Annotated in this window: 21 protein-coding genes; 10 read left to right on the forward strand and 11 right to left on the reverse strand. The window is 73.5% G+C overall.

Annotated elements, in window-relative coordinates; translation table 11 throughout:
• Positions 1 to 200: 200 nt before the first annotated feature.
• On the reverse strand, positions 201 to 635 hold the full coding sequence (locus ACZ66Z_RS01190; protein ID WP_469931867.1) for a rho GDP-dissociation inhibitor: 435 nt from the start codon (positions 633 to 635) through the stop codon (positions 201 to 203).
• A 7-nt stretch (positions 636 to 642) separates the two neighbouring features.
• On the reverse strand, positions 643 to 1,095 hold the full coding sequence (locus tag ACZ66Z_RS01195) for a universal stress protein (RefSeq protein WP_469931868.1): 453 nt from the start codon (positions 1,093 to 1,095) through the stop codon (positions 643 to 645).
• A gap of 260 nt (positions 1,096 to 1,355) precedes the next feature.
• On the opposite strand from ACZ66Z_RS01195, the gene ACZ66Z_RS01200 reads away from it, so the two are divergent.
• The 3 genes from ACZ66Z_RS01200 to ACZ66Z_RS01210 all read left to right on the forward strand — a co-directional run bounded on the left by ACZ66Z_RS01200 (position 1,356) and on the right by ACZ66Z_RS01210 (position 5,238).
• A complete protein-coding gene (locus ACZ66Z_RS01200) occupies positions 1,356 to 1,694 on the forward strand; it encodes an STAS domain-containing protein (RefSeq protein ID WP_469931869.1) in 339 nt (112 codons plus the stop codon).
• A gap of 58 nt (positions 1,695 to 1,752) precedes the next feature.
• Positions 1,753 to 2,202, forward strand: coding sequence for an ATP-binding protein (locus ACZ66Z_RS01205; RefSeq protein WP_469931870.1), 450 nt, complete (start codon positions 1,753 to 1,755; stop codon positions 2,200 to 2,202).
• Between the two features lie 72 nt (positions 2,203 to 2,274).
• Positions 2,275 to 5,238 (forward strand): HAMP domain-containing protein, encoded by a 2,964-nt coding sequence (locus tag ACZ66Z_RS01210; RefSeq protein ID WP_469931871.1) that lies wholly within the window; start codon positions 2,275 to 2,277, stop codon positions 5,236 to 5,238.
• Between the two features lie 39 nt (positions 5,239 to 5,277).
• On the opposite strand, the gene ACZ66Z_RS01215 is transcribed toward ACZ66Z_RS01210, so the two are convergent.
• Entirely contained in the window at positions 5,278 to 7,590 is a 2,313-nt protein-coding gene (locus tag ACZ66Z_RS01215; protein ID WP_469931872.1) for a SpoIIE family protein phosphatase, read from the reverse strand.
• A 420-nt stretch (positions 7,591 to 8,010) separates the two neighbouring features.
• Entirely contained in the window at positions 8,011 to 8,280 is a 270-nt protein-coding gene (locus tag ACZ66Z_RS01220) for a DUF6213 family protein (protein ID WP_469931873.1), read from the reverse strand.
• Positions 8,281 to 8,739: 459 nt separating this feature from the next.
• Here ACZ66Z_RS01220 and ACZ66Z_RS01225 point away from each other — a divergent pair, with 459 nt between their 5' ends.
• Positions 8,740 to 10,641: a transketolase gene (locus ACZ66Z_RS01225; RefSeq protein ID WP_469931874.1), complete on the forward strand. Its 1,902-nt coding sequence runs from the start codon at positions 8,740 to 8,742 to the stop codon at positions 10,639 to 10,641.
• A 183-nt stretch (positions 10,642 to 10,824) separates the two neighbouring features.
• A complete protein-coding gene (gene katG / locus ACZ66Z_RS01230; protein WP_469931875.1) occupies positions 10,825 to 13,008 on the forward strand; it encodes a catalase/peroxidase HPI in 2,184 nt (727 codons plus the stop codon).
• A 48-nt stretch (positions 13,009 to 13,056) separates the two neighbouring features.
• Here katG and ACZ66Z_RS01235 read toward each other — a convergent pair whose 3' ends face one another.
• Entirely contained in the window at positions 13,057 to 13,728 is a 672-nt protein-coding gene (locus ACZ66Z_RS01235; protein ID WP_469931876.1) for a hypothetical protein, read from the reverse strand.
• 15 nt (positions 13,729 to 13,743) lie between these two features.
• Positions 13,744 to 14,304, reverse strand: a complete 561-nt coding sequence (locus ACZ66Z_RS01240) for a hypothetical protein (RefSeq protein ID WP_469931877.1) — start codon at positions 14,302 to 14,304, stop codon at positions 13,744 to 13,746.
• 154 nt (positions 14,305 to 14,458) lie between these two features.
• Here ACZ66Z_RS01240 and ACZ66Z_RS01245 point away from each other — a divergent pair, with 154 nt between their 5' ends.
• Positions 14,459 to 15,289 (forward strand): SDR family NAD(P)-dependent oxidoreductase, encoded by an 831-nt coding sequence (locus ACZ66Z_RS01245; RefSeq protein WP_469931878.1) that lies wholly within the window; start codon positions 14,459 to 14,461, stop codon positions 15,287 to 15,289.
• Between the two features lie 21 nt (positions 15,290 to 15,310).
• Positions 15,311 to 15,658, forward strand: a complete 348-nt coding sequence (locus ACZ66Z_RS01250; RefSeq protein WP_469931879.1) for a hypothetical protein — start codon at positions 15,311 to 15,313, stop codon at positions 15,656 to 15,658.
• A gap of 8 nt (positions 15,659 to 15,666) precedes the next feature.
• Here ACZ66Z_RS01250 and ACZ66Z_RS01255 read toward each other — a convergent pair whose 3' ends face one another.
• A complete protein-coding gene (locus tag ACZ66Z_RS01255) occupies positions 15,667 to 16,191 on the reverse strand; it encodes a DUF3291 domain-containing protein (RefSeq protein ID WP_469931880.1) in 525 nt (174 codons plus the stop codon).
• Between the two features lie 32 nt (positions 16,192 to 16,223).
• Positions 16,224 to 16,895, reverse strand: coding sequence for a helix-turn-helix transcriptional regulator (locus ACZ66Z_RS01260; RefSeq protein WP_469931881.1), 672 nt, complete (start codon positions 16,893 to 16,895; stop codon positions 16,224 to 16,226).
• A gap of 83 nt (positions 16,896 to 16,978) precedes the next feature.
• Between ACZ66Z_RS01260 and ACZ66Z_RS01265 the strand changes: the two genes are divergently transcribed.
• The 3 genes from ACZ66Z_RS01265 (at position 16,979) to ACZ66Z_RS01275 (ending at position 20,833) form a co-directional block, all read left to right on the forward strand.
• Positions 16,979 to 17,632: a TetR/AcrR family transcriptional regulator gene (locus ACZ66Z_RS01265; protein WP_469931882.1), complete on the forward strand. Its 654-nt coding sequence runs from the start codon at positions 16,979 to 16,981 to the stop codon at positions 17,630 to 17,632.
• Positions 17,633 to 17,793: 161 nt separating this feature from the next.
• Positions 17,794 to 19,179 carry a GH1 family beta-glucosidase gene (locus ACZ66Z_RS01270; RefSeq protein WP_469931883.1) on the forward strand — a complete coding sequence of 462 codons (1,386 nt, stop codon included), beginning with the start codon at positions 17,794 to 17,796 and terminating at the stop codon, positions 19,177 to 19,179.
• 205 nt (positions 19,180 to 19,384) lie between these two features.
• Complete coding sequence (locus ACZ66Z_RS01275) at positions 19,385 to 20,833, forward strand: purine-cytosine permease family protein (protein ID WP_469931884.1); 1,449 nt, start codon at positions 19,385 to 19,387, stop codon at positions 20,831 to 20,833.
• Between the two features lie 7 nt (positions 20,834 to 20,840).
• Here the strand turns inward: ACZ66Z_RS01275 and ACZ66Z_RS01280 are convergent, their stop codons facing one another.
• From ACZ66Z_RS01280 to ACZ66Z_RS01290, 3 genes are all read right to left on the reverse strand, one after another.
• A complete protein-coding gene (locus ACZ66Z_RS01280) occupies positions 20,841 to 21,407 on the reverse strand; it encodes a HutD/Ves family protein (protein WP_469931885.1) in 567 nt (188 codons plus the stop codon).
• 81 nt (positions 21,408 to 21,488) lie between these two features.
• Positions 21,489 to 22,742 carry an acyltransferase family protein gene (locus ACZ66Z_RS01285; protein ID WP_469931886.1) on the reverse strand — a complete coding sequence of 418 codons (1,254 nt, stop codon included), beginning with the start codon at positions 22,740 to 22,742 and terminating at the stop codon, positions 21,489 to 21,491.
• Between the two features lie 2 nt (positions 22,743 to 22,744).
• A complete protein-coding gene (locus ACZ66Z_RS01290; protein WP_469931887.1) occupies positions 22,745 to 24,895 on the reverse strand; it encodes a bifunctional polysaccharide deacetylase/glycosyltransferase family 2 protein in 2,151 nt (716 codons plus the stop codon).
• Positions 24,896 to 25,040: the final 145 nt, after the last annotated feature.

The raw sequence follows: 25,040 nt of genomic DNA on the forward strand, positions 1-25,040 counted from the left end.
CTGCCCGTCCGCGCCCGTCCGTGCGGGCGCGGCATCGCGGTGACGGTCCCGGACCGGACCGACGGGCGCCTCCGCCACGGCGAGCCCCGCCGCCACCTCGACCGGCCGCCCCACCGGCGCCGCGACGCGGTCGAACGCCGCTTCAGCCGACTCGGACAGGACCGGGCCCCGGCCACCCGTCACGACGCACGAGCCGCCTCCTACCGGGCCGCGGGCGTGTGCGGCGGGGGCGCGGCGCGCTCCGGCCGGGCCTGCTGGTGGACGAGGCGGAAGCGGTGGTGCTCCCGGCCGAGCACCCGCCCGGCGGAGTCGGTGAAGCGGCCCGTGACCTCGTAGACACCGCAGTTCGCCCGGCCGACGGGCAGCCGCTCGGCCGGCAGGTGGACCTCGTACGGCCCGCCCGCCCGGTATCCGCCGAGCACGGTCCTGGTGGTGCCGATCACCCTCCCGGCGTATCTGCGGGTCTCCTCGAAGACCAGTCCGTCGACCGCCTCGCCCACGCGGAAGGCGAGGGCGACGCTGATCGTCCCGCCCTCCGGGAGCTCGACGGGGTCACCGCCCCCGTCCAGGGGCAGGACGGCCGTTCCCCGCTCCTCCTGGGCCAGGCTCACGCGCATCAGCTCGAAGGGTGCCATGAGGTCCTCACGTCCTCTCGGTGGTGTCCGGGCGGACGATGACGACGGAGCAGGGCGCGTGCAGGGCGCACTGCTGGCTGACGGAGCCCAGGAGCAGGCCGGCGAACCCGCCGCGGCCCCTGCTGCCCACCACGAGGAGTTCCGCGCCCGACGCCGCCCTCGTCAGGACCTCGGCCGGGTCGCCGCGCACCACGTGCTCGCGCAGCCGCACGTCGTCGGCTCCGACGAGGACGGTCTGGATCTCGTCGGCGAGCGTCCGCTCCGCCTGGGCGCCGTCGAAGCCGGTGTCCACCGGCGGGGCCGACCAGCCCGCGGCCCCGGGCAGCTCGTGCGCCGCCACCGCGTCCACGGTGGCCCCGATCAGCCGGGCGTGGCGCACCGCCCACCGGAGCGCCTCGTAGGAGGCGGGAGATCCGTCGATCCCGACGACCACGCGGCGGCCCTGCCCGTTGGTGTCCATCCTCGGCTCCCTCCTGCCTCCCGGCTGCTACCCCGGGAACCGTGACGTAGACCCCATGGCGTAACGAATACGCCCGAGATGTCATAAACGGGTGAAAAGGGGCAGGAGTGGGGTAGAAGCCTCCGACCATGGAGCGACCCGGCACCGGAGGCGTCCGGCGTCGGAGACGGCCGGATTCGTGCGCGAGGAGACGGGTGAGCCCCATGGAGGCTGTGGGCCGAGCGGGAGAGGCGAGGGTCTCGCGGGAGGACCGTCTCCTGGTGGTGAGCCGACGCGGCGGACGTCCCCGGACCGTCCTCCTGACACTCGACGGCGAACTCGACCACGACACCGTGAAACCCCTCCGGAAGGCGCTGGGGGAGAGCACGGGAGCCGTGCGCGTCGTCGTCGACTGCTCGGGGCTGCGGTTCTGCGACTCGACCGGTCTGAACGTGCTCCTGCGGACGCGGTTGCGGCTGCTCACGGAGGGTGGACGGGTGGACCTGGCCGGGCTGCGGTCGCCGGTGCGCCGCATCTTCGAGATCACCGGGGCGCTGAACGTCTTCCGGGTGTACGACGACGTCGACGCCGCCCTCGCGGACACCGGCGCCGGAACCTGACGCGGGGAAGATTCCGCGCCGCACGGTTCGGCGGGCCGCCCCGGGGCAGCAGCCCCTCATGACCGGCCCACGCATCCGGCAGGCGACCGCTCGCACCCGCCGCTACGAGCTGGCGGAGGGCGACGGGGTGGTACGGGAGTGCCGCGACCTCGCCCAGCGGGCCCTGAGCGAATGGTTCGGGCCCGCCGGGGCACCGGGACGGGTCGCCGTCGAGGACGCCCTGCTGCTGGTCTCCGAGGTCGTCACCAACGCCTTCACCCACGGCGGCGTCCCGTACGAGCTGCGGCTCGACGGCGCCGACGGCCGACTGTGGGTCCAGGTCAGCGACACGAGCCCGGTACGGCCCCGGCCCCACGGGCGGCACCGCCCGACCCTCCCCTCCGGGCACGGGCTCTACCTCCTGGAACGGCTGGCGGCGGCCTGGGGCTGCGTCCCCCGGGCCCACGGCAAGGCCGTCTGGTTCGAGGTGGAGGTGACGGCCCGGCCCGACGAGCCCGACCCGGCCTAAAGTGGAGGTGATGCGGGACCCCCGTGCACCCCGTGCCCGGGCCCGCGCCGCTCTCCCTGTGCGAGGTCGTTCATGACAGAGCGCGGTTCCACCCCGGACGCGGCGGTGCCGCGGACGGAACTAGGCCAGGACGGCCTCGGGCAGCTGCTCGCCGGGCTCACCGCCGTGCGGGAGGGGGACCTGTCCGTCCGGCTCCCCGACGCCGCCGGCGGCATCCTCGGCGAGATCGCCGGCGTCTACAACGACATGGTCGGCCACCTCTCGCTGGTCACCTCCGAGGTCACCCGGGTCGCCGACGAGGTCGGCGCCCAGGGGCTGCTCGGCGGCCGGATCCGCGAACCCCGCTCGCGCGGGGTGTGGCGCGAGCTCACCTCCGGCGTCAACACGATGGCCGACAACCTGACCTCCCAGGTGCGCTCCATCGCCCAGGTCGCCACGGCCGTCGCCGGCGGGGACCTCACGCGGAAGATCCGGGTGGACGCGCGCGGCGAGATCCTGGAGCTGAAGGAGACCATCAACACGATGGTCGACCGGCTGTCCTCGTTCGCCGAGCAGGTCACCCGGGTCGCCCGCGAGGTCGGCACGGAGGGCAAACTCGGCGGCCAGGCCACCGTGCACGGCGTCTCCGGCACCTGGAAGGACCTCACCGACAACGTCAACTCGATGGCCGACAACCTCACCAACCAGGTGCGGAACATCGCCCAGGTCACCACGGCCGTCGCCCAGGGGGACCTGACCAGCCGGATCGACGTCTCCGCACGGGGCGAGATCCTCGAACTCAAGACCACCATCAACACGATGGTCGACCAGCTGTCCTCGTTCGCCGCCGAGGTCACCCGGGTCGCCCGCGAGGTCGGCACGGAGGGCAAGCTCGGCGGCCAGGCCGAGGTGGAGGGCGTCTCCGGCACCTGGAAGCGGCTGACCGAGAACGTCAACGAGCTCGCCGGGAACCTGACCCGACAGGTCCGCGCCATCGCCGAGGTCACCAGCGCCGTCGCCGAGGGCGACCTGACCCGCTCGATCACCGTCGACGCCCCCGGCGAGGTCGGGGACCTGCGCGACAACATCAACTCGATGGTCGAGTCGCTGCGCGCCACCACCCGCGCCAACGAGGAGCAGGACTGGCTCCAGACCACCCTCGCCCGGATCACGGGCCTGCTGCAGGGCACCCGGAACCTGCCCGAGATCGCCGAGCTGATCATGGCCGAGGTCCCGCCGCTGATCGGCGCCCAGTACGGGGCCTTCTTCCTCGCCACGGACGGCGAGAAGGGCACCGAGCTCGTCATGACCGCCTCCTACGGCTCCCCCGACGACCCGGACGCCCCGCCGCGCCGCTTCCGGATCGGCCAGTCCCTCGTCGGACAGTCCGCCCACGACCGGCGCGCCCTCGTGGTCGAGCACGTGCCCGCCGGATACGCCCCCATCGCCTCGGGAGTGGGCTCCGGCGACCCGGGGATGCTGATCGTCCTGCCCATCGTGGTCGAGGAACAGGTGCTCGGCGCCGTCGAGTTCGCCGCGCTGTCCCCCTTCTCGCCCCTGCGACGGGAGTTCCTCGACCGGTTCGTGGTCAGCGCGGGAGCCGTCCTCAGCTCCCTGGTCGCCAACCTCCGCACCGACGAACTCCTCGGCCAGTACCGCAAGCTGGCCGACGAACTGCGCTCCCGTTCCAAGGAGTTGCAGACCGGTCAGCAGGAACTCCAGCGTTCCAACGCCGAGCTGAAGGAGAAGGCCGCGCTGCTGGCCGAGCGCAACAAGGACATCGAGTCGAAGAACCTGGTCATCGAGCAGGCGCGCCAGGAGCTGGAGGCCCGGGCCCAGCAGCTGTCCCGCACCTCCATGTACAAGTCCGAGTTCCTCGCCAACATGAGCCACGAGCTGCGCACCCCGCTCAACAGCCTGCTCATCCTCGCGCGGCTGCTCGCCCAGAACACCGAGGGGAACCTGACGGAGAAGCAGGTCGACTACGCCGAGGTCATCCACTCCGCCGGCTCCGACCTCCTCCAGCTGATCAACGACATCCTCGACCTGTCGAAGGTCGAGGCCGGCAAGATGGACATCCGGTACGAGCCGTTCCCCCTGCGCCAGCTGGTCGAGTACCTGGAGGCGACGTTCGGCCCGGTCGCCGACGAGCGGCACCTCGACTTCGCCGTCACCCTGGCCGACGATCTGCCCGAGGCGCTGAACAGCGACGAGGCGCGCATCCGCCAGATCCTGCGCAACCTGCTCTCGAACGCGCTGAAGTTCACCGACAAGGGCCGGGTGTCGCTCACCGTCGAGCACGCGTCCCCCGCCGAGACGGCGCCCGCCCTGGCCGGGCCCGGGCGGTTCCTCGCCTTCCGGGTCGCCGACACCGGCATCGGGATCCCCCCGGAACAGCTCCAGCACGTCTTCGAGGCCTTCCAGCAGGGCGACGGCACGGCCGCCCGGCGCCACGGGGGCACCGGCCTCGGGCTGTCGATCAGCCGGGAGGTGGCCGGTCTCCTCGGCGGGGCCATCAAGGCGCAGAGCGTCGCGGGCCACGGCAGCACCTTCACGTTCTACCTGCCGGTGCCCAGGACCGCGGAGCTCGCTGCGGCCGGCGCGGCCTCCACCGCGCGGGCGCTGGCCGCCCCCGGCCCCCCGTTCGCCGTCCGGCCGGCCGGTGTCGGCTCCCCGGACGGGCTGGCGGGCCGGACCGTGCTCGTGGTGGACGACGACGCGCGCAACGTGTACGCCCTCACCGAAGTCCTCGAAAGGCGCGGGCTCCGCGTCCTCACGGCCGACGGCGGCCGTGCCGGCCTCGACGTGCTCGCCGCGCACGACGAGGTCGCGCTCGTGCTGATGGACGTCATGATGGCCGGGATGGACGGCTACTCGGCCATCAAGGCCATCAGACGGCTGCCGGACCACACGGGCCTCCCCGTCATCGCGGTCACCGCGAAGGCGATGCCGGGCGACCGCGCCCAGGCCCTCGCGGCGGGCGCCGACGACTACGTGTCGAAGCCGGTCGACGAGGAGGAACTGACCGGCAAGATCCGCACCTGGCTCGTCGGCTGAGCGACGGCGCGTCCCCCGGGGAGCGGCCGGGCGGCGGGGTCAACGGGCCGGCGACCTGCCCCGGACCCGTACGGCGACGATGCTGGTGTCGTCGTCGGTGTCACCGGCCGCCGTGGCCAGCAGGGCGTCGACGAGCGTGTCCGGAGCGTGGCCCGCGAGCCGCCCCGCTTCGCCGGCGAGCCGTGCCACGCCCTCGTCGAGGCCGGCGTGACGGCGCTCGATCAGCCCGTCGGTGTACAGCAGCAGGGTGTCCCCGGGGCGCAGCCCGACCCGCTGCTCGCGGTAGGCGTACGAGGGCACCGCGCCGAGCAGCAGGTCCCGGGGCGGTTCGAGCAGCCGTGCCCCGCCGTCCCTGAGCAGCACCATCGGCAGGTGTCCGGCGCTCGTCCAGAGCAGACCGCGGTCCTCGGGGTCGTACAGGGCGCAGACGGCGGTCGCCGTGACGCCGCTCGTGCGCAGGGTCACCTCGTTGAGCCATCCCATCAACCGTCGGGGCGAGTGGCCGGTGAAGGCGAGGGCCCGCTGGGCGTTGCGGAGCGCCACCATGCCCGTGACGGCGTCGATGCCGTGCCCCGCGATGTCCCCGACGGCCACGAGGATCTTTCCGCTGGGCAGCGCGAGCACGTCGTACCAGTCGCCGCCGACCCGGTACTCCTCCGCCGCCGGCCGGTACCGGGCGGCCACCACCAGGTCCCCGGGCATCTCCTGGAGCCCGGGCACCTCGGGCACGATCGCCTGCTGGAGCTGGAGCGCCAGCTGATGGCGCAGCTCCGCCTGGTCGTGCAGCGCGGTGAGGTGGTCGAAGGTCGCGGTGAGCGCGGCCTCGGTCCTGCGGCTGTCCGAGACGTCCTGGTACACCCCGGCGAGGCCGGTGACGGTCCCCTCCGCGATCAGCGGCTCGGCCGCCACGCGCACGTGGCGCACGGCCCCGTCGGGGAGCACGACCCGCAGGACCGTCTGCTCGCCCGTCTGCCGTTCGGTCACGGCCGTCACCAGGTCGGCGAGGGCCTCCCGGTCGTCCGGGCGCACCCGGTCGCGCAGGTCCGCGAGCGGCACCGGCGGCTCGTCCCGCGCCATGCCGAAGATGCCGTACGCCTCCGGCGACCACACCGTCCCGCCGCCGGTCAGGCTGTCCTGGAAGAGCGCCACGCTCTGCAGCCGGGCGACCGCCCGGGTCACGGCGAGCCCGGTCGCGCCCACGGTGTTCCACAGCACCACGGCGTGCCGCCCGCCGGCCGGCAGCACCCGCACGTCGAGGATAGGCGGCGGGTCCCCGGGCGCGGCGGACACCGGCAGGCGGGCGGCCCGCTGGGTGCGCGCGGTGCCGACGGCGCGCCGCACCATGCGCGCCAGGTCGGCGTGGACGAGGGGGAAGGCGCGCGCCAGGGCGGCGTCGCTCCCCGAGGAGGTGCCGCCGAGGACGCCGGCCCCTTCGTCGTTGAGGTGCTCCACGGTCGGCTCCCCCGACGCACCGGGCACGGCGAGCAGCATCGCCGGTTGGGCGAGGGAGTCGAGCACGTCGACGAGGACGGGGACGGCGGTCGGCGGCGAGCCGGTGGTGTCGAGCACGGTGGCCGCCACGTCCATGAGCCCGGTGAGGGCCCGGCGGGCCGTCGCGTCGAGTCGCGTCGGGCCCGGCCAGCCGACGAGGGCGAGGCCGACGGTCCTGTCGCGCCGGCGCAGCGGGAGCAGGGCGCGGGCGGTGCGGGCGCCGGGCCCGGGCAGGGGTTCGCCGGCCGGCGGCCCGTCCTCCAGCCAGGCGGGGGCGTTCTCGGCGAGGACGGCGCGGAACGGCTCGGGGGCGGCGGGCGGGATCCACTGCCAGGCGGCGGCCTCGGCGGCTCCCACGCCCGCGGAGCCGACGAGCCGCAGACAGCCGTGGTCGACGCCCTGCCACAGCCAGAGGCTGTCCGCGCCGAGGGGGGCGAGGCCCTCCTCCAGAAGGGTCCGTGCCGCCTCGCCGACCGTGTCGGCGGCCTCCGCGGCGGCGGCCGTGCGGCGGGCCCGGCGCGCCTCGGCGGGGCGCTCGGCGGTCCCGCCCCCGCGCTCGGGGCCGAGGCTCCCGGGTGGGACGGTGCGGGCGTGCACGCCGTCGCCGGCGGCCGCGTTCACGATGTCGGCGGCGAGGTCCTCCGCGGACAGGCCGGTCGCCTGCGCCAGCGCGGAGAGGTATGCGGTCGCCTCGGAGGGGGGCAGCCGCAGCTGGGCGGAGAGCACGCCGGCGGCGAGGTCGAGCAGGTGGCGCCGGGCGAGCTGGTCGCGCAGCCAGCGGTTCTCGGCGGCGAGTGCGGGGAAGCCGCGGTCGGCACGGGCGGTGGAAAGGGATCCCGTGGAGTCTGCGGAACCGGTCAAGGGGACCTCCGTCCCGCCTGGGCGCGGGCGTCCGGAGTCTGTGGGTCGATCCGTTCCGGATTCTACCCGCGCGTCCCCGACCGCGACCGCTCGCGGGCGGCGGCCCGGACGGCGAGGACCTCGACGGGCCCGCCACGGGGTGTGGGGGACGGCCCCGGCGCCCACCGCTCCCCGTCGGTCGGCCGGCTCGCCCGGGGCGGGGTGCCCGGGGTGGACGGTGCCGTGGCGCGGCCGGCCCCGGGGGCCCGGGCCGGCCTCGTCGGCGTCCGGCGGGGTCTCCCCCCGGTCGGCGTCGGTGACGGGGACGGTCAGGGCGTCCTCCTCCGTGGCCTGCCGGCCCTCGGGGTCCCGGGGAAGCGGTTCGTCCGCGCCCGGGCTCCGCTGCCCGCTCGTCCCGATCTCCTTCCTTCCGTCACGGGTTCACAGCGGCGGTGGGCTGCCTCCGTCGCTCCCGCCCTCTCCCTCGTCGCTGAGCGGCATGAGACCGATGCACTCGGCGTCGATCCTGTCGGCGACCTCCGTCAGGGCGCCGACCAGCGCCTCGACCGTCTCCGGTTCGAGGTCCGAGTCGTCGGCGTCGGCCGAGTCCATCCAGTGGGACGCGAGGTGTCGCAGGAGGAGGGTCACTTCGTCGGCGGGGAGCAGGAGAGGGCCGCCGGGGATGTGGACGAGGGACATCGACGCGTTCATGGGGAACCGACCTCCGCGATACGGGACGGGCGTCAGGGGGTCAGGCCCGCGGAGTCCGCCTCTTCCGGGGCGTCCGCGCGGACGGTGACGACGGGAACGGGACGCGTGCGCGGCGCGCTGCCGGTGTTCACGACCGTGCTCCCTTCCCTCGGATCGGGCCCGACGGGGTGGACGGGGCGCCGCTCCCGCCCTCCTCCCCCCGACCGACTACCCGGTGCCCGGTCCCGTACGCCTGGGTTCCCTCCGTGCGCGTGCCGGTACGCGTGAGTGCCGGACCGTGCGGGTAGACGCGGGCCGAAGAAGGGCGGGGCGGCGGAGGAGCGTGCCGCGACGACCGGGGACAGCGCCCCCGCCGTCACCACTTCCGCTTCGGGCACCGGCGGCGTCCGCGCCCGCCGGCCCGCCCGGCGGGCGGGCGGAGGCGCCGCGAGGCCCGGCACGGACGGAAAGGACCCGGTCATGACCGCACCACCCACCACCCCCACCACGCTCGGCCCCGACAGCGACCTCTCCCAGGTCTTCGAACTCGCCCAGCAGCTACGGGTGGACTCGGTGCGCGCCAGCACGGCCGTGGGCTCCGGCCACCCCACCTCCAGTCTGTCGGCGGCCGATCTGATGGCGGTCCTGATGGCACGCCACCTCCGCTACGACTGGTCGGCGCCCGACCATCCGGACGGCGACCACCTGGTCCTCTCCAAGGGGCACGCGTCGCCCCTGCTGTACGCGATGTTCAAGGCCGCCGGGGCGATCGGCGACGACGAGCTGATGACGACGTACCGCCGCTTCGGCCACCGCCTCCAGGGCCATCCCACGCCCGAGCTGCCCTGGGTGGACGTGGCCACCGGCTCCCTCGGCCAGGGCATCGGCTACGCGGTGGGGATCGCGCTCGCGATCCGGGACCTGGAGCGGCGGTCCTCCCGGGTGTGGGTGCTGTGCGGTGACAGCGAGACGGCCGAGGGCTCCGTGTGGGAGGCCCTCGACAAGGCGGGCCACCACCGGCTGGCCAACCTCACCGTCCTGCTCGACGTGAACCGCCTCGGCCAGAGCGGGCCCACCGAGCTGGAGTGGGACACCGACACGTACGCCCGCCGCGTCGAGGCCTTCGGCTGCCGGGCGCTCGTGGTCGACGGCCACGACCTCGAGGCGGTCGACCGGGCCCTGACCACGGCCGCCGACGGACGGGCCCCCACCGTCGTCGTCGCCAGGACCGTCAAGGGCCGTGGCGTGACGGAGGTGGCCGACAAGGCCGGCTGGCACGGCAAGGCGCTGCCCGAGGACCTGGCCGCACGTGCCGTCGCCGAGCTCGGCGGCGCCCGCGACCTGCGGGTGCGCGGCCCGCGCCCGCCCGCGCACCCCGGCCCCGCCCGTCCCGACGGCCGGCGCGCCGGTCCGGTGGAGCCGCCCCGCTACGAGGTCGGCGACGAGGTCGCCACCCGGGTCGCCTTCGGCGCCGCCCTGGTCGCCCTCGGTGCCCGCCCCGAGGTCGTCGCCCTGGACGCCGAGGTCGGCAACTCGACCCATGCCGAGGACTTCGGGAAGGCCCACCCGGAGCGGTACTTCCAGACGTACATCGCCGAGCAGCAGATGATCGCCGACGCCGTCGGCATGGCCGTGCGCGGCTTCCGCCCGTACGCCACGACCTTCGCCGCCTTCCTCACCCGCGCGCACGACTTCATCCGGATGGCCGCCGTCTCCCGGATCACGATGGCCCTGTGCGGGACGCACTGCGGGATCGAGATCGGCGCGGACGGCCCTTCGCAGATGGGCCTGGAGGACCTCGCCATGATGCGCGCCGTCCTCGGCTCCACCGTGCTCTACCCCTGCGACGCCACCTCCGCTGCCGCCCTGACCACGACCATGGCCGACCTGGACGGGATCTCCTACCTGCGCACCACCCGCGGGGCCTACCCCGTCCTCTACGACGGCGACGAGACGTTCCCCGTGGGCGGCTCGAAGACCCTGCGCGAGAGCGCGGACGACCGGGTCACGCTCGTCGGCGCCGGCGTCACCCTGCACGAGTGCCTGGCCGCCGCCGAGGACCTGGCCGCCGAGGGCGTACGGGCCCGGGTCGTCGACCTGTACTCCGTCAAGCCCGTCGACGTGGACACCCTCGTCCGCGCGGCCCGGGAGACCGGGGCGCTCGTCGTCGTCGAGGACCACCATCCCGAGGGCGGGCTCGGCGAGGCCGTCCTGTCGGCCCTCGCCACGGGCGCCGACCGGTCCGTCCCGCCGCCGTTCGCCTTCGCCCATCTCGCCGTCACGGTGCTGCCCGGCTCCGGCAGCACCGAGGAGCTCCTCGACGCGTGCCGCATCTCCCGTACCCACATCGCCGGGGCCGCCCGGGCGCTGGTCGCCCGGTAGGCCCCCGCGGGCCTCCGCCCGTCGACTCCCGCCCGCAGGCCTCCGGCTCCCGGTCGTGAATTCCTTCTTTCCGATGATTTCTGTCGGTTGGCCGGGTCCTGCGTGTTATCACCCCCGCGCGGTCCGCCGTACGCGACCATGACGGACGCCGAAACCGTCACGATGAGCGGAAGAAGGACCCACGTGCCCGGCAGCGAGAGCGAGAACCCGGCGATCCCCGCGCCCACCCCCACCGAGACCCGGCCCAAGACCAACATGGACTGGTGGCCGAACCAGCTGGACCTCCAGGTCCTCCACCAGCATTCGCCCCTGTCCGATCCGATGGGCCCGGACTTCGACTACGCGAAGGAGTTCGCGGAGCTCGACGTCGACGCCCTGAAGCGGGACGTCACCGCGGTGATGACGGACTCCCAGGACTGGTGGCCCGCCGACTACGGCCACTACGGGCCGCTCTTCATCCGGATGAGCTGGCACGCCGCGGGGACGTACCGCATCGCGGACGGCCGGGGCGGCGGCGGCCAGGGCGCCCAGCGCTTCGCCCCGCTCAACAGCTGGCCGGACAACGCGAGCCTCGACAAGGCGCGCCGGCTCCTCTGGCCGGTCAAGCAGAAGTACGGGCGGAAGATCTCCTGGGCCGACCTGCTGGTCTTCGCCGGCAACTGCGCCATGGAGTCCATGGGGTTCAGGACCTTCGGGTTCGGCTTCGGGCGCCCGGACGTCTGGGAGCCCGAGGAGATCTTCTGGGGCCCCGAGGACACCTGGCTCGGGGACGAGCGCTACAGCGGCGACCGGGAGCTCACCGGCCCCTTCGGCGCCGTGCAGATGGGCCTGATCTACGTCAACCCGGAGGGCCCCAACGGCAACCCGGACCCGATCGCCGCCGCCCGGGACATCCGGGAGACGTTCGGGCGCATGGCGATGAACGACGAGGAGACCGCCGCGCTCATCATCGGCGGCCACACGTTCGGCAAGTGCCACGGCGCGGTCGACCCCGAGTACATCGGCCCGGAGCCCGAGGCCGCCCCCCTCGAACAGCAGGCCCTCGGCTGGCGGAACTCGTACGGCAGCGGCAAGGGCTCCGACGCGCTCACCAGCGGGCTCGAAGGCGCATGGACGAACGAGCCGACGACGTGGGACAACGGCTATCTGGAGAACCTCTTCCGGTACGAGTGGGAGCTGACGACGAGCCCCGCCGGCGCAAAGCAGTGGACGCCCAAGGACGCGTCGGCGAAGGACACCGTGCCCGACGCGCACGATCCGTCGAAGCGGCACGCCCCGATGATGCTCACGACGGACCTCGCACTGCGGACGGACCCGGTCTACGCGCCGATCGCGAAGCGCTTCCACGAGAACCCCGACGAGCTCGCGGACGCGTTCGCCAAGGCCTGGTACAAGCTGCTGCACCGCGACATGGGCCCGCTCTCGCGCTACCTCGGCCCGTGGATCCCCGAGCCGCAGATCTGGCAGGACCCGGTTCCCGCGGTCGACCACCCGCTGGTCGGGGAGGCGGACGTCGCCGCCCTCAAGTCCAGGATCCTCGACTCCGGGCTCTCCGTCTCCCAGCTGGTCACCACCGCCTGGGCGTCGGCCGCGAGCTTCCGGGGCACCGACAAGCGCGGCGGCGCCAACGGGGCACGGATCCGGCTCGCGCCGCAGAAGGACTGGGAGGTCAACGACCTGCCCGAGGTGGCCCGGACGATCGAGGCCCTCGACGGGATCCGCGAGGACTTCACGGGCTCGGACGGGGCGAGGATCTCGCTCGCGGACCTCATCGTGCTCGGCGGCTGCGCGGCCGTGGAGCGGGCGGCGAAGAACGCCGGGTACGACCTCACGGTCCCGTTCGCGCCGGGGCGCACGGACGCCTCGCAGGAGCAGACCGACGTGGAGTCGTTCGCGGTCCTCGAACCCCGGGCGGACGGCTTCCGCAACTACCTCCGGGCGGGAGAGAAGCTGTCGCCGGAGACCCTGCTGCTCGACCGCGCCAACATGCTGACGCTGACCGCCCCCGAGATGACGGTGCTCGTCGGCGGCATGCGGGTGCTCGGCACCGGGTTCGGGCAGTCGTCCCACGGGGTCTTCACCGACCGGCCGGAGACGCTGACCAACGACTTCTTCGTCGGACTCCTGGACATGGGCACGGAGTGGAAGGCCTCCTCGTCCGAGGAGAACGTCTTCGAGGGCCGCGACCGCGCCACGGGCGAGGCGCGGTGGACCGCCACCCCCGTCGACCTCGTCTTCGGCGCGCACTCCCAGCTGCGGGCCCTCTCGGAGGTGTACGCGTCCGCGGACGCGGGCGAGAAGTTCGCGCGCGACTTCGTGGCCGCGTGGGACAAGGTGATGAACCTCGACCGGTTCGACCTGCGCTGAGCACGGCGCGCCCGGCCGGCCCACGGGCCGGCCGGGCGTTCTTCCGCGTCAGGTGCTGAGGAGCCGGTTGAAGAACGAGCGGTACTGGCGCAGGGCCGTGCGCAGGGCCTCCGTGTCGACGTCCTGGCCCTCGCTCCACTGCCCTTCCAGGTCCCTCTTGCGGTCGGCGAAGGTGTCGGCGAGCTTTCGGATCACCTCGGTGACCAGCTCGTCGGCCTCGTGCACGGCTCCGCGGGGGTCGTCGACGAACCGGCTCTGGATCTCGTGCCAGCGCGTACGGAACGTCTCGTCGGCCTCGGCGTCCAGGAGGCGCGGCAGCTCTTCCCCGGCGCCGGGCCCGGCGCCGGTGCCGGTGCCGGTGCCGGTTCCCTTGTCACGCGGTTCGGCCTCACGCGCGCGGTCGTCGGTGTCCTCACGCATGCCCGTACCGGTGTCCTCACGCATGCCCGTACCGGTGTCCTCGCCCGTACCGGCGCCGGCGTCCTCGCGCATGCCGCCGTCGGCGTCGGCGTCCTCACGCGCGCCGACGACGGCGTCCTCCCACGCGGCGTCCTCGGCGTTCGTGCCGGCCGGTGCGTCGTTCCCGGCGTTCTCGGCGTTCTCGGTGTTCTCGGTGTTCTCGGTGTTCCTACCGGCCGGGATGTCGGCGCTCTCCCCGGGGTACATGGGCGGGGTGCCGGCGCCACCGGCTCCCTCCGGTGTGTCGTACTCGCGTCGCATGGCGCGTCCTCCTGGTCAGCTCCGGCCCTGTCCGGGTGCGTCGCCGTTCGAGAGAAGTTCGTCGAACAGCGCCCGGTAGTGGACCATCGCGCCCCTCAACTGCTCGGTCGTGGCCTGTCGCGAGGAGCTCAGGGTGTTGATCTCGTGCGCTGCCTGATAGTGCTCCAGGGTGCGGCCGTGTTCCACGGAGAGGTCCCTCATCTGCTGCTCGAAGCCCTCCGTGGGATAGCCCCGCTCGTGCATGAGCGAGGTCACCAGCGTGTCCGCGTCGTGCACCGCGCCGTCGGGACGGTCCACGAACTGCTCCTGCACACTGCTCCACTGCTGGGCGTAGCGCTCCCGCGCCCCGCTCGACAACGGCTTGATGTCCAGGTCCTCGTGGCGCTTCTCCCGCTCCCCGAGTTCGCGCTCGGCGGCCCGCCTGCTCCCGGCGTCCTCGACGGCGCGGTCGTACTCGGGCCCGAAGCGCTCGCGCAGTCGGCGACGGCGGCGGCGGTCCAGGGCGACGGCCAGCACGATCAGCACGATCACCACCACGACGGGTATGACGATGGCCAGAATCGTTCCTGTCGACATCGGGCTCGCTCCCTCGGCACTTCGTCGTTGTCCACGGCCACTGCCCAGGCGCGCCGCACTGAAACGGCCGCCGCGACCGTGGTCTGCCTGGTGGTGTCGACACCAGGTGCGGTACGCACTCCCTCGCGCCGCCGGGCGCTGCCACCGTCGTCGCATGAACCGGCACACCACCCTGATCACCGGCGTCACCACGGGAATGGGACGCGCGCTCGCGCTCGACCTGGCGCCCCGCGGCGGCACCCTCCTCCTGCACGGCAGGAACGCCTCGCGCCTTGGGGCCGTGGCCGCCGAGGCCCGGGCCGCGGGGCCGGGCACCACGGTCCGGACCTATCTCGCCGACCTCTCCGACCTGGACCAGGTGCGGATGACGGCCGCCCGGATCCGGGCGGCGGAGCCGCGCCTCGACGGGCTGGTCCACAACGCGGTGGCGGGCGGCGGTTCGCGGCCGCTCGCCCGGGAGCTGAGCGGCCAGGGCCATGAACTCCGCTTCGCGGTGAACCACCTGGCGCCGTACGCGCTCACCCGCGCCCTGCTGCCCCTGCTCACCGCCTCGGCTCCGGCGCGGGTCGTCAACGTCGCCTCCATCGGTCAGGAGGCCGTCGACTTCGACGACGTGATGCTGGAGCGGGACTACGAGGGCCTGCGCGCCTACTGCCGGAGCAAGTTGGCCATGATCATGGCGACCTTCGAGCTGGCCGCCGAGCTGGAGGACACCGGCGTCACGGTGAACGCCCTCCACCCCGCCCACCTGATGGACACGCCCGGCGTCCGCTCCTACGGCCTCACGCCCGTCACCACCACGGAGGAGGGCGTCCGCCCCACCGTACGGCTGCTCCTGGACCCGGACCTGGCCACGGTCACCGGCCGTTACTTCGACCGGTTCACCGATGTGCGGGCCCACGAGCAGGCGTACGACCCCGGGGCGCGCGAGCGGCTGATGAAGCTGACGCACGAGCTGACGGAGCAGGTCTGGCGGGACGCGTGACGAGGTCCGGCGCCGTCGGGGGTGAGCGTCCTGCCCCGTTCCGCCGCCGTCCGTCTCCGGCGCCGGGCGTCGGAGCGCCGTGGCGTCGGCGGCTACCGGGAGCCGCTGAACCCGGCGACGGTCCGCCCCGCGCAGACCGAGGCCACCCCCTACGGCCTGGGGCCGCTCGTGCTGAACGGCCGGGTGTCCCAGCACCCGTTGTTCTTCGGCTGCTCGGCGTCCCAGGCGTACCTGCCGTCCAGGCGGCCGGCCATCGCGGTCTCGACCACGAACGGCCCGAACGCCGCGGACGGCCACTCGGCCCACGCGATCGCCCAGCGGATCGCGGCCGTTCCGGCCCCGGCCCGCCCCGTCCCCGACTTCGGCTGACGGCCGCCTCAGACCGCCGCCGGGTCCGCGTCCGGCAGACGCCCGGCGGCCTCGTCGACGGCCTCGGCCTCGGCCTCGGCGGCGGTGTAGGAGGAGGCGAAGGTGAAGGCGCGCGGGGACGGGCCGTGCGCCCGCAGGTCCGCCAGTCGTTCGACGGCCTCGTCGACGGTCGGGACGTGCCCCGCGGGGACCCACCAGAGCACCAGGTGCGCCTCGACGTGCCGGTGGAACCAGTCACGGCGCCTGCGCACGACCTCCAGGTGTCCGCTGCGGTAGGCGAAGTCCCACAGGGCCTCCCGGCTCTCCCAGACCGACAGGTTGACGATGACGTCGTCGCCCAGCGGGCGCAGGCCGGTGGCGTCGGCCTCCCCCTCGCCCACGAGCCGCCACACGAAGCCGGGGGCCGCGTCGGCGGCGGCGTTGACCGGGTCGAGCATGTCGACGAACGGCGCCACGCGCGGGTCGTCGAGGGGGTGGAGGAGCCGGGAGACGTTGAGCTGGGCGAGGTGGGCGGAGTGCCGGGCCGTGGTCATGGCCCCATCCCAGCACGCACCGCTTTTCTATGTCAATCAGCGTTGTTTTTAGAAGCTTCGACCACCACGCAGCACTCCCCCGGCCGGGCGTCCATCCGGGCGCGGACGGGACCCTCCGCACCGAGCAGCCCTTCGAGGAGCGCGAGGTTCATGCCGCAGACGAGGGGCGGAAAGCTCTCGGCGACGGCGTGGAAGGGGCAGTTGCGCATCCGGACGACGTCCGCGGCCTCCCCCTCGACACCTTCCCGGTACGGCTCGTAACCGCGCGCCGCCAGCACCTCCACGGCCTCTTCGAGATCCCCGCAGGGGCCCGCCGGGCCGCGCAGCGCCTCGCCCCGGCGGCGGGCCGCCGCGCAGAGACCGGCGTCGAGCCCGGCCTGCTCGGCGGCCTCGGCGAGCAGCTCGGCGGCGGTGCGGTAGTCGCGGGCGGGCAACGACACCGACCGCTCGCCCCGCGCCCGCGTGTACACCTTGGCGGGGCGACCGGCCCCCGGCCCCGACCGTCCCGACAGGCGGCGGCTGCCGCTCTCCAGCAGCCCGGCCCCGGTCAGCTTGTCCAGATGGTGCGCGGCGAGGGTCCGCGCCACCCCGGTCGCCTCGGCGGCCTCGTTGCGGCCGACCTCGCGGCCCTGCGCCGCCACGTACTCGTACAGGCGGCGGCGTACGGGATCCTGCAGCACCGCGATCGCGTCGATGTCCTCCACGGGACCATTCTAGGAACAACGCGGATTGGCGATAGAGAGTACGCTTCCCGGCGCTGGAACAGCCGGAGGACCGGGAGCGTGTGGTGACGGAAGCGACGGAGCCGGAGGCGCGGCCGCGCGTGCGCAGGCAGCCGCAGCAGGCGCGCAGCCGGGCCCGGGCCGAGGCCGTCCTCGACGCGGCCGACCGGATCCTGTCCCGGGAGGGGTACGAGGCGCTGACGATGCGGCGGATCGCCGAGGAGGCGGGCGTGCCGGTCGGCAGCATCTACCAGTTCCATCCCGACAAGGGCGCGGTGGTGGACGCGCTCGGCCGACGGTACCTGGAGGCCTTCGGGACGGCCGTCGACGAGCTCGTCGAGCGGGCCGTGGCGGGCGAACTGACCGACCCGGTGGGCACGGTGGTCGACGTCTACGCCGAGCTGTTCCGGTCACAGCCGGGCGGCATGGCGCTGTGGGCCGGCCGGCACCTCAGCCCCGAGCTCGCCCGGGCCGACGAGGCGAGCAACGCGCTCGTCGCCGAGGGACTGCGCCGCATCGTGGAGCACCTGACCGGCGGCCCCGGCGGCGAGCGGGCACGACGGGCGGCACGGATGGCGGTGTGGGCCGCCAACGCCGTGCTGCACGAGGTGTTCAAGGGCGAAGGCGAGCCGGACCTGGAGACCGTGGACGAGCTGAAGCGGATGCTGCACCGCTACTGGGAGGACCTGCGCGGCCGGCTGACGGCCGAGGAGGGGTGAACCCGCCGCCGGCCGGGGGCGGAAGGCGCCGACAGCCGGGCCCGGGTGGATCCGCCCCACCTCGCGTCCGTCCCGTCCTGCCCCGCCCACCCATAGAACGTGAACGTGCGTTCATGTTACGGTGCGGCCCACCCCGGACGGCGAGCCGGCAGCGAAGGCAGGTGCCCGTGACAACCAGCCCCACCGACCCCACCCGACTCCCCCGGCTCCCGGCCGGCTTCGTCTGGGGCGCCTCCACCGCCGCGTACCAGATCGAGGGCGCGGCCGACGAGGACGGCAAGGGGCCGTCCGTCTGGGACACCTTCGTGCGGCGGCCCGGGGCCGTCCGCGACGGCCACACCGGGGACGTCGCCTGCGACCACTACCACCGGTTCGGCGAGGACGTGGCGCTGATGCGCCGGCTCGGGCTCGGCGCGTACCGTTTCTCCGTCTCCTGGCCGCGCGTCCTGCCGACCGGCGCGGGCGAGGTCGAGCCGCGCGGCCTCGACTTCTACGACCGGTTGGTCGACGCGCTGCTCGACGCCGGGATCGAGCCCACCCCCACCCTCTTCCACTGGGACCTGCCGCAGGCCCTGGAGGACGGGGGCGGGTGGCTGAACCGGGAGACCGCGCACCGGTTCGCCGAGTACGCGGCGGTGACGGCGGACCGGCTCGGCGACCGGGTGAAGCGGTGGATCACCCTGAACGAGCCCTTCGTGCACATGTCCTTCGGCTACGGTTTCGGCGTCCATGCCCCGGGCCGCGCCCTGCTGCTCGGCGCCCTGCCCGTCGCGCACCACCAGCTGCTCGGCCACGGCCTCGCGACCGCGGCGCTGCGGGCCGCCGTCCCGGACGCCCAGGTGCTGATCGCCAACAACTGCACGCCCGTACGGCTGCGCACGGACGCCCGGTCGGACGCGGACACGGCGGCGGCCTCGGCGTACGACGTCCTGCACAACCGCCTCTTCAACGACCCGGTCCTCCTGGGACGTCACCCGGACCTCTCGGCCTACGGCATGGCCGACCCGAGCTGGGGAGGAGTGGTGCGCGACGGCGACCTCGCCGCCATCGCCGCGCCGCTCGACGGTCTGGGCGTCAACTACTACAACCCGACCTGGGTGACCGCCCCGGCCGATCCGGCGGCGGGCCTGCCCTTCGACCTGGCCGAGCCCCAGGAGGCGCATCCCCGCACCGCGTTCGGGTGGCCGGTCGTCCCCGACGGGCTCACGGAGCTGCTCACCGGCCTGGAGGACCGCTACGGCGACGCCCTTCCGCCGGTGTGGATCACCGAGAACGGCTGCTCGCTCCCGGCCGGCACGGACGACCGGGAGCGGGTCGACTACCTCGCCGGGCACATCGGCGCCGTCGCGGACGCCGTGGCCCGGGGGGTGGACGTGCGCGGCTACTTCGCCTGGTCGCTGCTCGACAACTTCGAGTGGGCCGAGGGCTACCACCAGCGCTTCGGTCTGGTCGAGGTGGACTTCGCCACCGGACGTCGCACGCCCCGGACGAGCTTCGCGTGGTACCGGGACCTGATCGCCTCCCAGCGGTCCCGGACGTCGCCCTGACCCGGGCCGGGCGCGGCGGCCGCGGCGGACGGTCCGACCGCGTCGGCACCGCCGGGGGGCCGGGCCGCGTCCCAGCTGCTGAAATTGTTCATTCAGAGTATTGATCCCTGTTGGCCTCTATGCGAGATTCGGCGCACCGCAGTGCGGGTCGACCCCTGCGGTTCGTCCGGATCCACAGGAATCGCTGCCGGGAGAGGTCTCCAACATGCCGGTCCAACACACCCCCGGGGAACGACTCGCGATGGAGAGGCGCACCATCGAGGTCATCCCCGACGCCGAGCGGCACGGCACGCCGCGCAGCCAGTTCACGCTGTGGTTCGGCGCCAACATGCAGATCACCGCGATCGTCGACGGCGCCCTGTCCGTCGTCTTCGGCGCCGACGCGCTGTGGGCGATACCGGCGCTGCTGATCGGCAACGTGCTCGGCGGCATCGTCATGGCGCTGCACTCCGCGCAGGGCCCGCGCCTCGGCGTTCCGCAGATGATCTCCAGCCGCGCGCAGTTCGGCGTCCACGGCGCGGTCCTGCCCCTGGTCCTCGTGATCCTCATGTACCTCGGCTTCGCCGCCACCGGCAGCGTCCTGGCCGGCCAGGCCCTGTCCGAGCTGCTGCACGTCGACGACACGCGGATCGGCATCCTCGTCTTCGGCGTGCTGACCGCCGTGGTCGCCGTCACCGGCTACCGGCTCATCCACGCCGCCGGCCGGGTCGCCACCGTCGCCGGCGTGCTCGGCCTCGGCTATCTGCTGGTGCGGGTGTTCACCCAGTACGACGTCGGCGCGCACGTCGGGGCCAAGGGCTTCGAGGCGGCGACCTTCCTGCTCGCCGTCGGGCTCGGCGCCGGCTGGCAGCTGACCTTCGGCCCGTACGTCGCCGACTACTCGCGTTATCTGCCGCGCGACACCGGCACGCGCGCGACGTTCTGGTCCACGTTCGCCGGTTCCGTGATCGGCTCCCAGTGGGCCATGACCCTCGGGGCGCTCACCGCGGCCGTCGCGGGCGAGGCCTTCCTCACCGACCAGGTGGGCTTCCTCGGCGACCTGGCCGGGCCGGCGGCCCTCGCCCTCCTCGTCCACCTGGTGATCGTGGTCGGCAAGCTGACCGTCAACTGTCTCAACGCGTACGGCGGCTTCATGTCGATCCTGACGACCGTCACCGCCTTCGACGGCCGCTCGCGGATCTCGGCCACGGCCCGCGCCGTCTCCATCGTCGGCTTCACCGCCGTGTCGATCGGCATCGCGCTGGCCGCCAGCGCCGACTTCCTGAACAACTTCAAGAACTTCGTGCTGCTGATCCTGATGGTGTTCACCCCGTGGAGCGCGATCAACCTGGTCGACTACTACCTGGTGTCCCGCGAGCGCGTGGACATCCCCGCCCTGTACGACCCGGACGGCCGCTACGGACGCTGGAACGTCACCGCGCTGACCTGCTACGTCGTGGGCGTCGCCGTGCAGGTGCCGTTCCTGGCCACGAAGCTGTACACCGGCGCGATCACCAAGAGGCTCGACGGCGCCGACATCTCGTGGATCGTCGGCCTGGCCGTCACCGCGGCGCTGTACTGGCTGTGGGTGCGGCGCACCGCCGACCCGCCCGCCGAGACCGTGCACCCGGCCGCCCTCGCCGGCGGCGACCGGTCGACGGCGCCCGTCGGCTGACCCGTCCTCATCCCACCGGCACGACGTCCGCCCACAGGGCGGCGGCGTCGGGCGAGAGCGGCACGACCGCTCGGCCCGGCGCCCCGTCGTTCCCGTCCCACCACACGCCCTGGCCCGCGACCAGCGGGCTTTCCCCGGCGCCCGTGCTCCACCGGCCGCGCAGCACGTGGAACACCCCGGCACGGCCGGCGGCCGGCACGACGGGCCCGGCGACCCGGCCCACCCGGGCCACCGCGCGGCCGCGCCGCACCATGATGTTGAGGACCCGGCACGCGCCGCCCCGCAGCTCGGCGGTCAGCTCCAGGTCACCGGAGAACGCGAGGGGCTCCTCCGCGCGCGCCGTCCGGTCGAACGTCCCGGGGGCCGTCAGCCGCACGCCGTCGCCCGCCAGGAGGGTCAGCGTCCGGTCGATCCCGGGAAACGCCGAGAACGGCCCGTCCCGGTCGATGTCGGCGACGCTCGCGCGCCACCGGAACTCCTCGGCGCCCACCGGCCACGAGACGATCTCCCGGGTGGCGCCCCCGCCGTTGCGCCACCGGCCGGCCGCCAGCGTCTCGACGTCGAAGCGGTGCATGCGGACTCCCGGGGGCGCGTACGGTGCGGGTGCGGATCACCCTCGCGGCCAACGATAGGGGGCCGACCCGCACCGCCCGCGTCAGAGGCCGGCCCGGCGCCTGCCCCGCACGCGGCGGGGGTACGGGAAGAGCCGTGGCGGGCGCTTGGCGGCCACGTCCTCGATCCAGCCGAAGGTCAGCACCAGCAGTCCGATCAGCGGGATCCCCACCATCAGCGGGAACCACTGGCTGGTCAGCAGCCACCGGCCGTGCTCGTAGAAGAACTCGACGGACCAGAGGGGGTCGATCAGGGGGATGGCGGCCACCAACGCGGCCTCGTGCCAGAGGTAGACGCTGACCGCGCGTGAGTTGAGCAGGCTGACCAGGCCGTTCCACCGTTCCAGCGGTCTGGGCCACTGCTCCCAGGAGGGGCTGACGTGGAGCAGGACGGCGACGAAGCCGAAGGACCACAGGGCCTGGGCTATCGGCCAGCTCTCGATGTCGGTGGGCACGGTCGGATCGACCGGTCGGGTCTGCAGGTACCACCAGCCGGCCACCATGACCAGCGGCGCGACGGACGGCACGACGTACTGCGGGATCTTCTTGAGCAGGCCCTCCTGGTGGGCCATGCCGAGGATCCAGCAGGAGCCGAAGGTGGCGAAGTCGCTGACGGTCTCCCAGACCCGGCTGTAGATGAACTCCTGGTCGATGAAGAACGTGTTCATGACGATCGCCAGCGCGATCGGCACGGACAGCGTCACCACCGGCATCCGCCGCAGCGCCCACAGCATCAACGGCGAGAGCAGGACGTACCAGAGGTACGCGCGGAGGTACCAGAGCGGGACGATGACCTGCACCGCCCAGCCCTGGCCCACGAGGTGGTCGAAGCCGTTCAGCGACTCGGCGTACGGCGGAGTGCTCAGCGGCACGAGCCAGAACAGCAGCTTGCCCCACCACCAGTCGGGGTGACCCTCGGCGTCGGGCCCCCAGCCGTCGGCGATCTCGAGGGTGAGCATGACCGCGCCGAACAGCCACATCGGCGGCAGCAGTCGGCGCAGACGGCCCCGGATGACGCCGAGGGCGGGACGGCTGAGCGAGCGCGTCATCAGCGACCCGGCCAGCGCGAACATCACGCCCATCGACGGGAAGACGATGGGCAGCCAGAACCAGCCGAAGTTGTGGTAGAGCACCACACGGACCAGCGCCAGCGCGCGCAGCAGGTCGAGATAACGGTCCCGGCCGCCCTTGCGCGGGGCCGGTGCCGCCGGCTCGGGCTCGGGCTCCCGGGGCAGGATGACGGGGATCCGGAGCTGGACGGTGTCCTGGGTGCCCCGGTACTCGAAGGATGCGGTCACGGTCAGACCTCCATCGGTACGGCGACCTCGCCGGTGCGCCGGAGCTTCTGCCAGCGCAGTCGGCCACCGGTCAGCGCCGTGATCGCGGACTGCAACAGGACGATGTACATCAGCTGCCGGTAGACCACCTGCTGGATCGGCAGGCTGATCAGGTGCAGGGGCTTCTCGCCGTCGAGCCGGAAGGCGTACCAGGACAGTGCGGCCTGGAGCAGGATGAAGCCGCCCCAGCTGGCGAGGGTGATCGGGGCGTCCGCGAACAGCACCCCGTACAGCAGGAACATGTCGACCAGCGGCGCGAGCAGCGGGGCGACCACGCCGAACAGCACCACGAGCGGCAGCCCGATCCGGCCGAAGCGCCCGGCCGGGCCCCGGGAGACCACGGCGCGCCGGTGCTTCCACATCGCCTGCATGCTGCCGTAGCTCCAGCGGTACCGCTGGGACCAGAGCTGCTGGACGCTGGCGGGGGCCTCGGTCCAGGCGCGGGCGCGCTCGGCGTAGACGATCCGCCAGCCGTCGCAGAGCACCGCCATGGTGATGTCGGTGTCCTCGGCGAGGGTGTCGTCGCTCATCCCGCCGACCCGCCGCAGGGCCTCCTTGCGGAAGGCGCCGACCGCGCCGGGGATGGTCGGGATGACGTTGAGCATGTCGTACATCCGGCGGTCCAGGTTGTGGCCGAGGACGTACTCGATGTGCTGCCAGGCGCCGATCAGGCTGTCGCGGTTGCCGACCTTGGCGTTGCCCGCGACCGCGCCGATCCCCGGGTCGCCGAACGGCTGGACCAGCTCGCGCACGGTGGACGGCTCGAAGACGGTGTCGCCGTCCATCATCACGATGATGTCGTGCGACGCGGCCGCGACACCGGTGTTGAGCGCGGTGGACTTGCCGCCGTTGACCTGGCGGATCAGCCGGACGAACGGCAGGGCCATCGCCTCGACGATGTCCGCCGTGCCGTCCGTGGAGCCGTCGTCGATGACGATGACCTCGATCGGATAGTCACTGGCGGCCAGCGAGTTGAGGGTGTTCGCGATGCACTCGCGTTCGTTGTAGGCCGGGACGAGGACGGTGACCGGCTCGGTGACGGGTGGCCCCCAGGCGTTCCGGCGCCGGGAGCGCCGGGCGTGGAGCGGCGCGAGGACGAGCATCAGCGCGAACCGGCCGAAGTTGAGGAAGCCGACGACGGCGAGGAGGGCGACCAGCACCGGCAGGGTGAGCACGGCGGCCTGGCTGGCCCAGATGAACCCCTTGCCCGCCCACAGCTGGTAGCCGTGCACCGGCACGGTGGCGTTGGTCGCGCCGAGCGCCTCGGAGACGGTGGCGAAGCGGTACCCCTCGCCCTGCAGCTTCTCGATGATCTGCTCGAGCGCGTCGATGGTCTCGCTTCGGTCGCCACCCGCGTCGTGCAGCAGGATCAGCTCGCCCGCACCGGGCTTGCGCGGCATCGCCGCCTTGACGATCTCGTCGGCGCCGGGACGCTTCCAGTCGTCGGTGTCGCGGTCGATGAACGCGGTGAGGTAGCCGTGGGAGCCCACGTACTTGATCACCGGGTAGTTCCAGTCGTCGAGCGCCGAGGCGTCGGAGGAGTACGGCGGGCGGAACAGCGCGCTGTGGACGCCCGCGACGCCGGCCAGCGCCAGCTGCGTCTGCGCCAGCTCCCAGCTGATCCGGGTGTGGGACTGGTAGGCCAGGTCGGGGTGGGTGAAGGTGTGCACGCCGATCTCGTGGCCGCCCGCGACGATCTGCCGGATCAGCTCCGGGTGGCGCGTGGTCATCGCGCCGGTCACGAAGAAGTCCGCGTGGATGTCGTGGTCCGCGAGCACCTTCAGGATCTTCGGGGTCCACTCCGGCGAGGGGCCGTCGTCGAAGCTCAGGACCACGGTGTGGTCGGGGATCCGATAACTCGTCGGGCGCTCGTTCTTGGCGCCTCGCGCGTCGATGATCGGGCCGCCCTTGAGCAGGTTCTCCGGCACGGTCGTCTTGTCGACCGAGGTCGCGATCCGGGTGTCGTGGAACGCCTCGTTGGTGGCGAGGCCGCGCAGGACGAGGAGCGCCAGCAGGCAGGCCAGCAGGGACAGCGGCATGAAGAAGCGCAGCGGCGGCGCAGCCAGTCGGCGCGGTCTCAGCAGGGACTGCCGACGACGCTGGTGGCGGGACAAAGGCGCTCCTGGAAATGGGTGGTGCGGACGATCAGGCACGCGCGGCCGGCCCGCGGGCGTTGCTCCGGGCGGCACGATGGTCGCGGTGTGTCGTGGAATGTCGCGGGCTTCGGCGCGGTGGCCGAACTTTCGGGTGGGGCGTCGG

It is taken from the genome of Streptomyces sp. NPDC107498 (genome assembly GCF_055582805.1).

Coding starts and splice junctions, on each gene's coding strand:
- ACZ66Z_RS01190 (WP_469931867.1), bottom strand. CDS start 635: ATGGCACCCTTCGAGCTGATGCGCGTGAGCCTGGCCCAGGAGGAGCGG.
- ACZ66Z_RS01195 (WP_469931868.1), bottom strand. CDS start 1,095: ATGGACACCAACGGGCAGGGCCGCCGCGTGGTCGTCGGGATCGACGGA.
- ACZ66Z_RS01205 (WP_469931870.1), top strand. CDS start 1,753: ATGACCGGCCCACGCATCCGGCAGGCGACCGCTCGCACCCGCCGCTAC.
- ACZ66Z_RS01210 (WP_469931871.1), top strand. CDS start 2,275: ATGACAGAGCGCGGTTCCACCCCGGACGCGGCGGTGCCGCGGACGGAA.
- ACZ66Z_RS01220 (WP_469931873.1), bottom strand. CDS start 8,280: ATGAACGCGTCGATGTCCCTCGTCCACATCCCCGGCGGCCCTCTCCTG.
- ACZ66Z_RS01225 (WP_469931874.1), top strand. CDS start 8,740: ATGACCGCACCACCCACCACCCCCACCACGCTCGGCCCCGACAGCGAC.
- ACZ66Z_RS01235 (WP_469931876.1), bottom strand. CDS start 13,728: ATGCGACGCGAGTACGACACACCGGAGGGAGCCGGTGGCGCCGGCACC.
- ACZ66Z_RS01240 (WP_469931877.1), bottom strand. CDS start 14,304: ATGTCGACAGGAACGATTCTGGCCATCGTCATACCCGTCGTGGTGGTG.
- ACZ66Z_RS01245 (WP_469931878.1), top strand. CDS start 14,459: ATGAACCGGCACACCACCCTGATCACCGGCGTCACCACGGGAATGGGA.
- ACZ66Z_RS01255 (WP_469931880.1), bottom strand. CDS start 16,191: ATGACCACGGCCCGGCACTCCGCCCACCTCGCCCAGCTCAACGTCTCC.
- ACZ66Z_RS01275 (WP_469931884.1), top strand. CDS start 19,385: ATGCCGGTCCAACACACCCCCGGGGAACGACTCGCGATGGAGAGGCGC.
- ACZ66Z_RS01280 (WP_469931885.1), bottom strand. CDS start 21,407: ATGCACCGCTTCGACGTCGAGACGCTGGCGGCCGGCCGGTGGCGCAAC.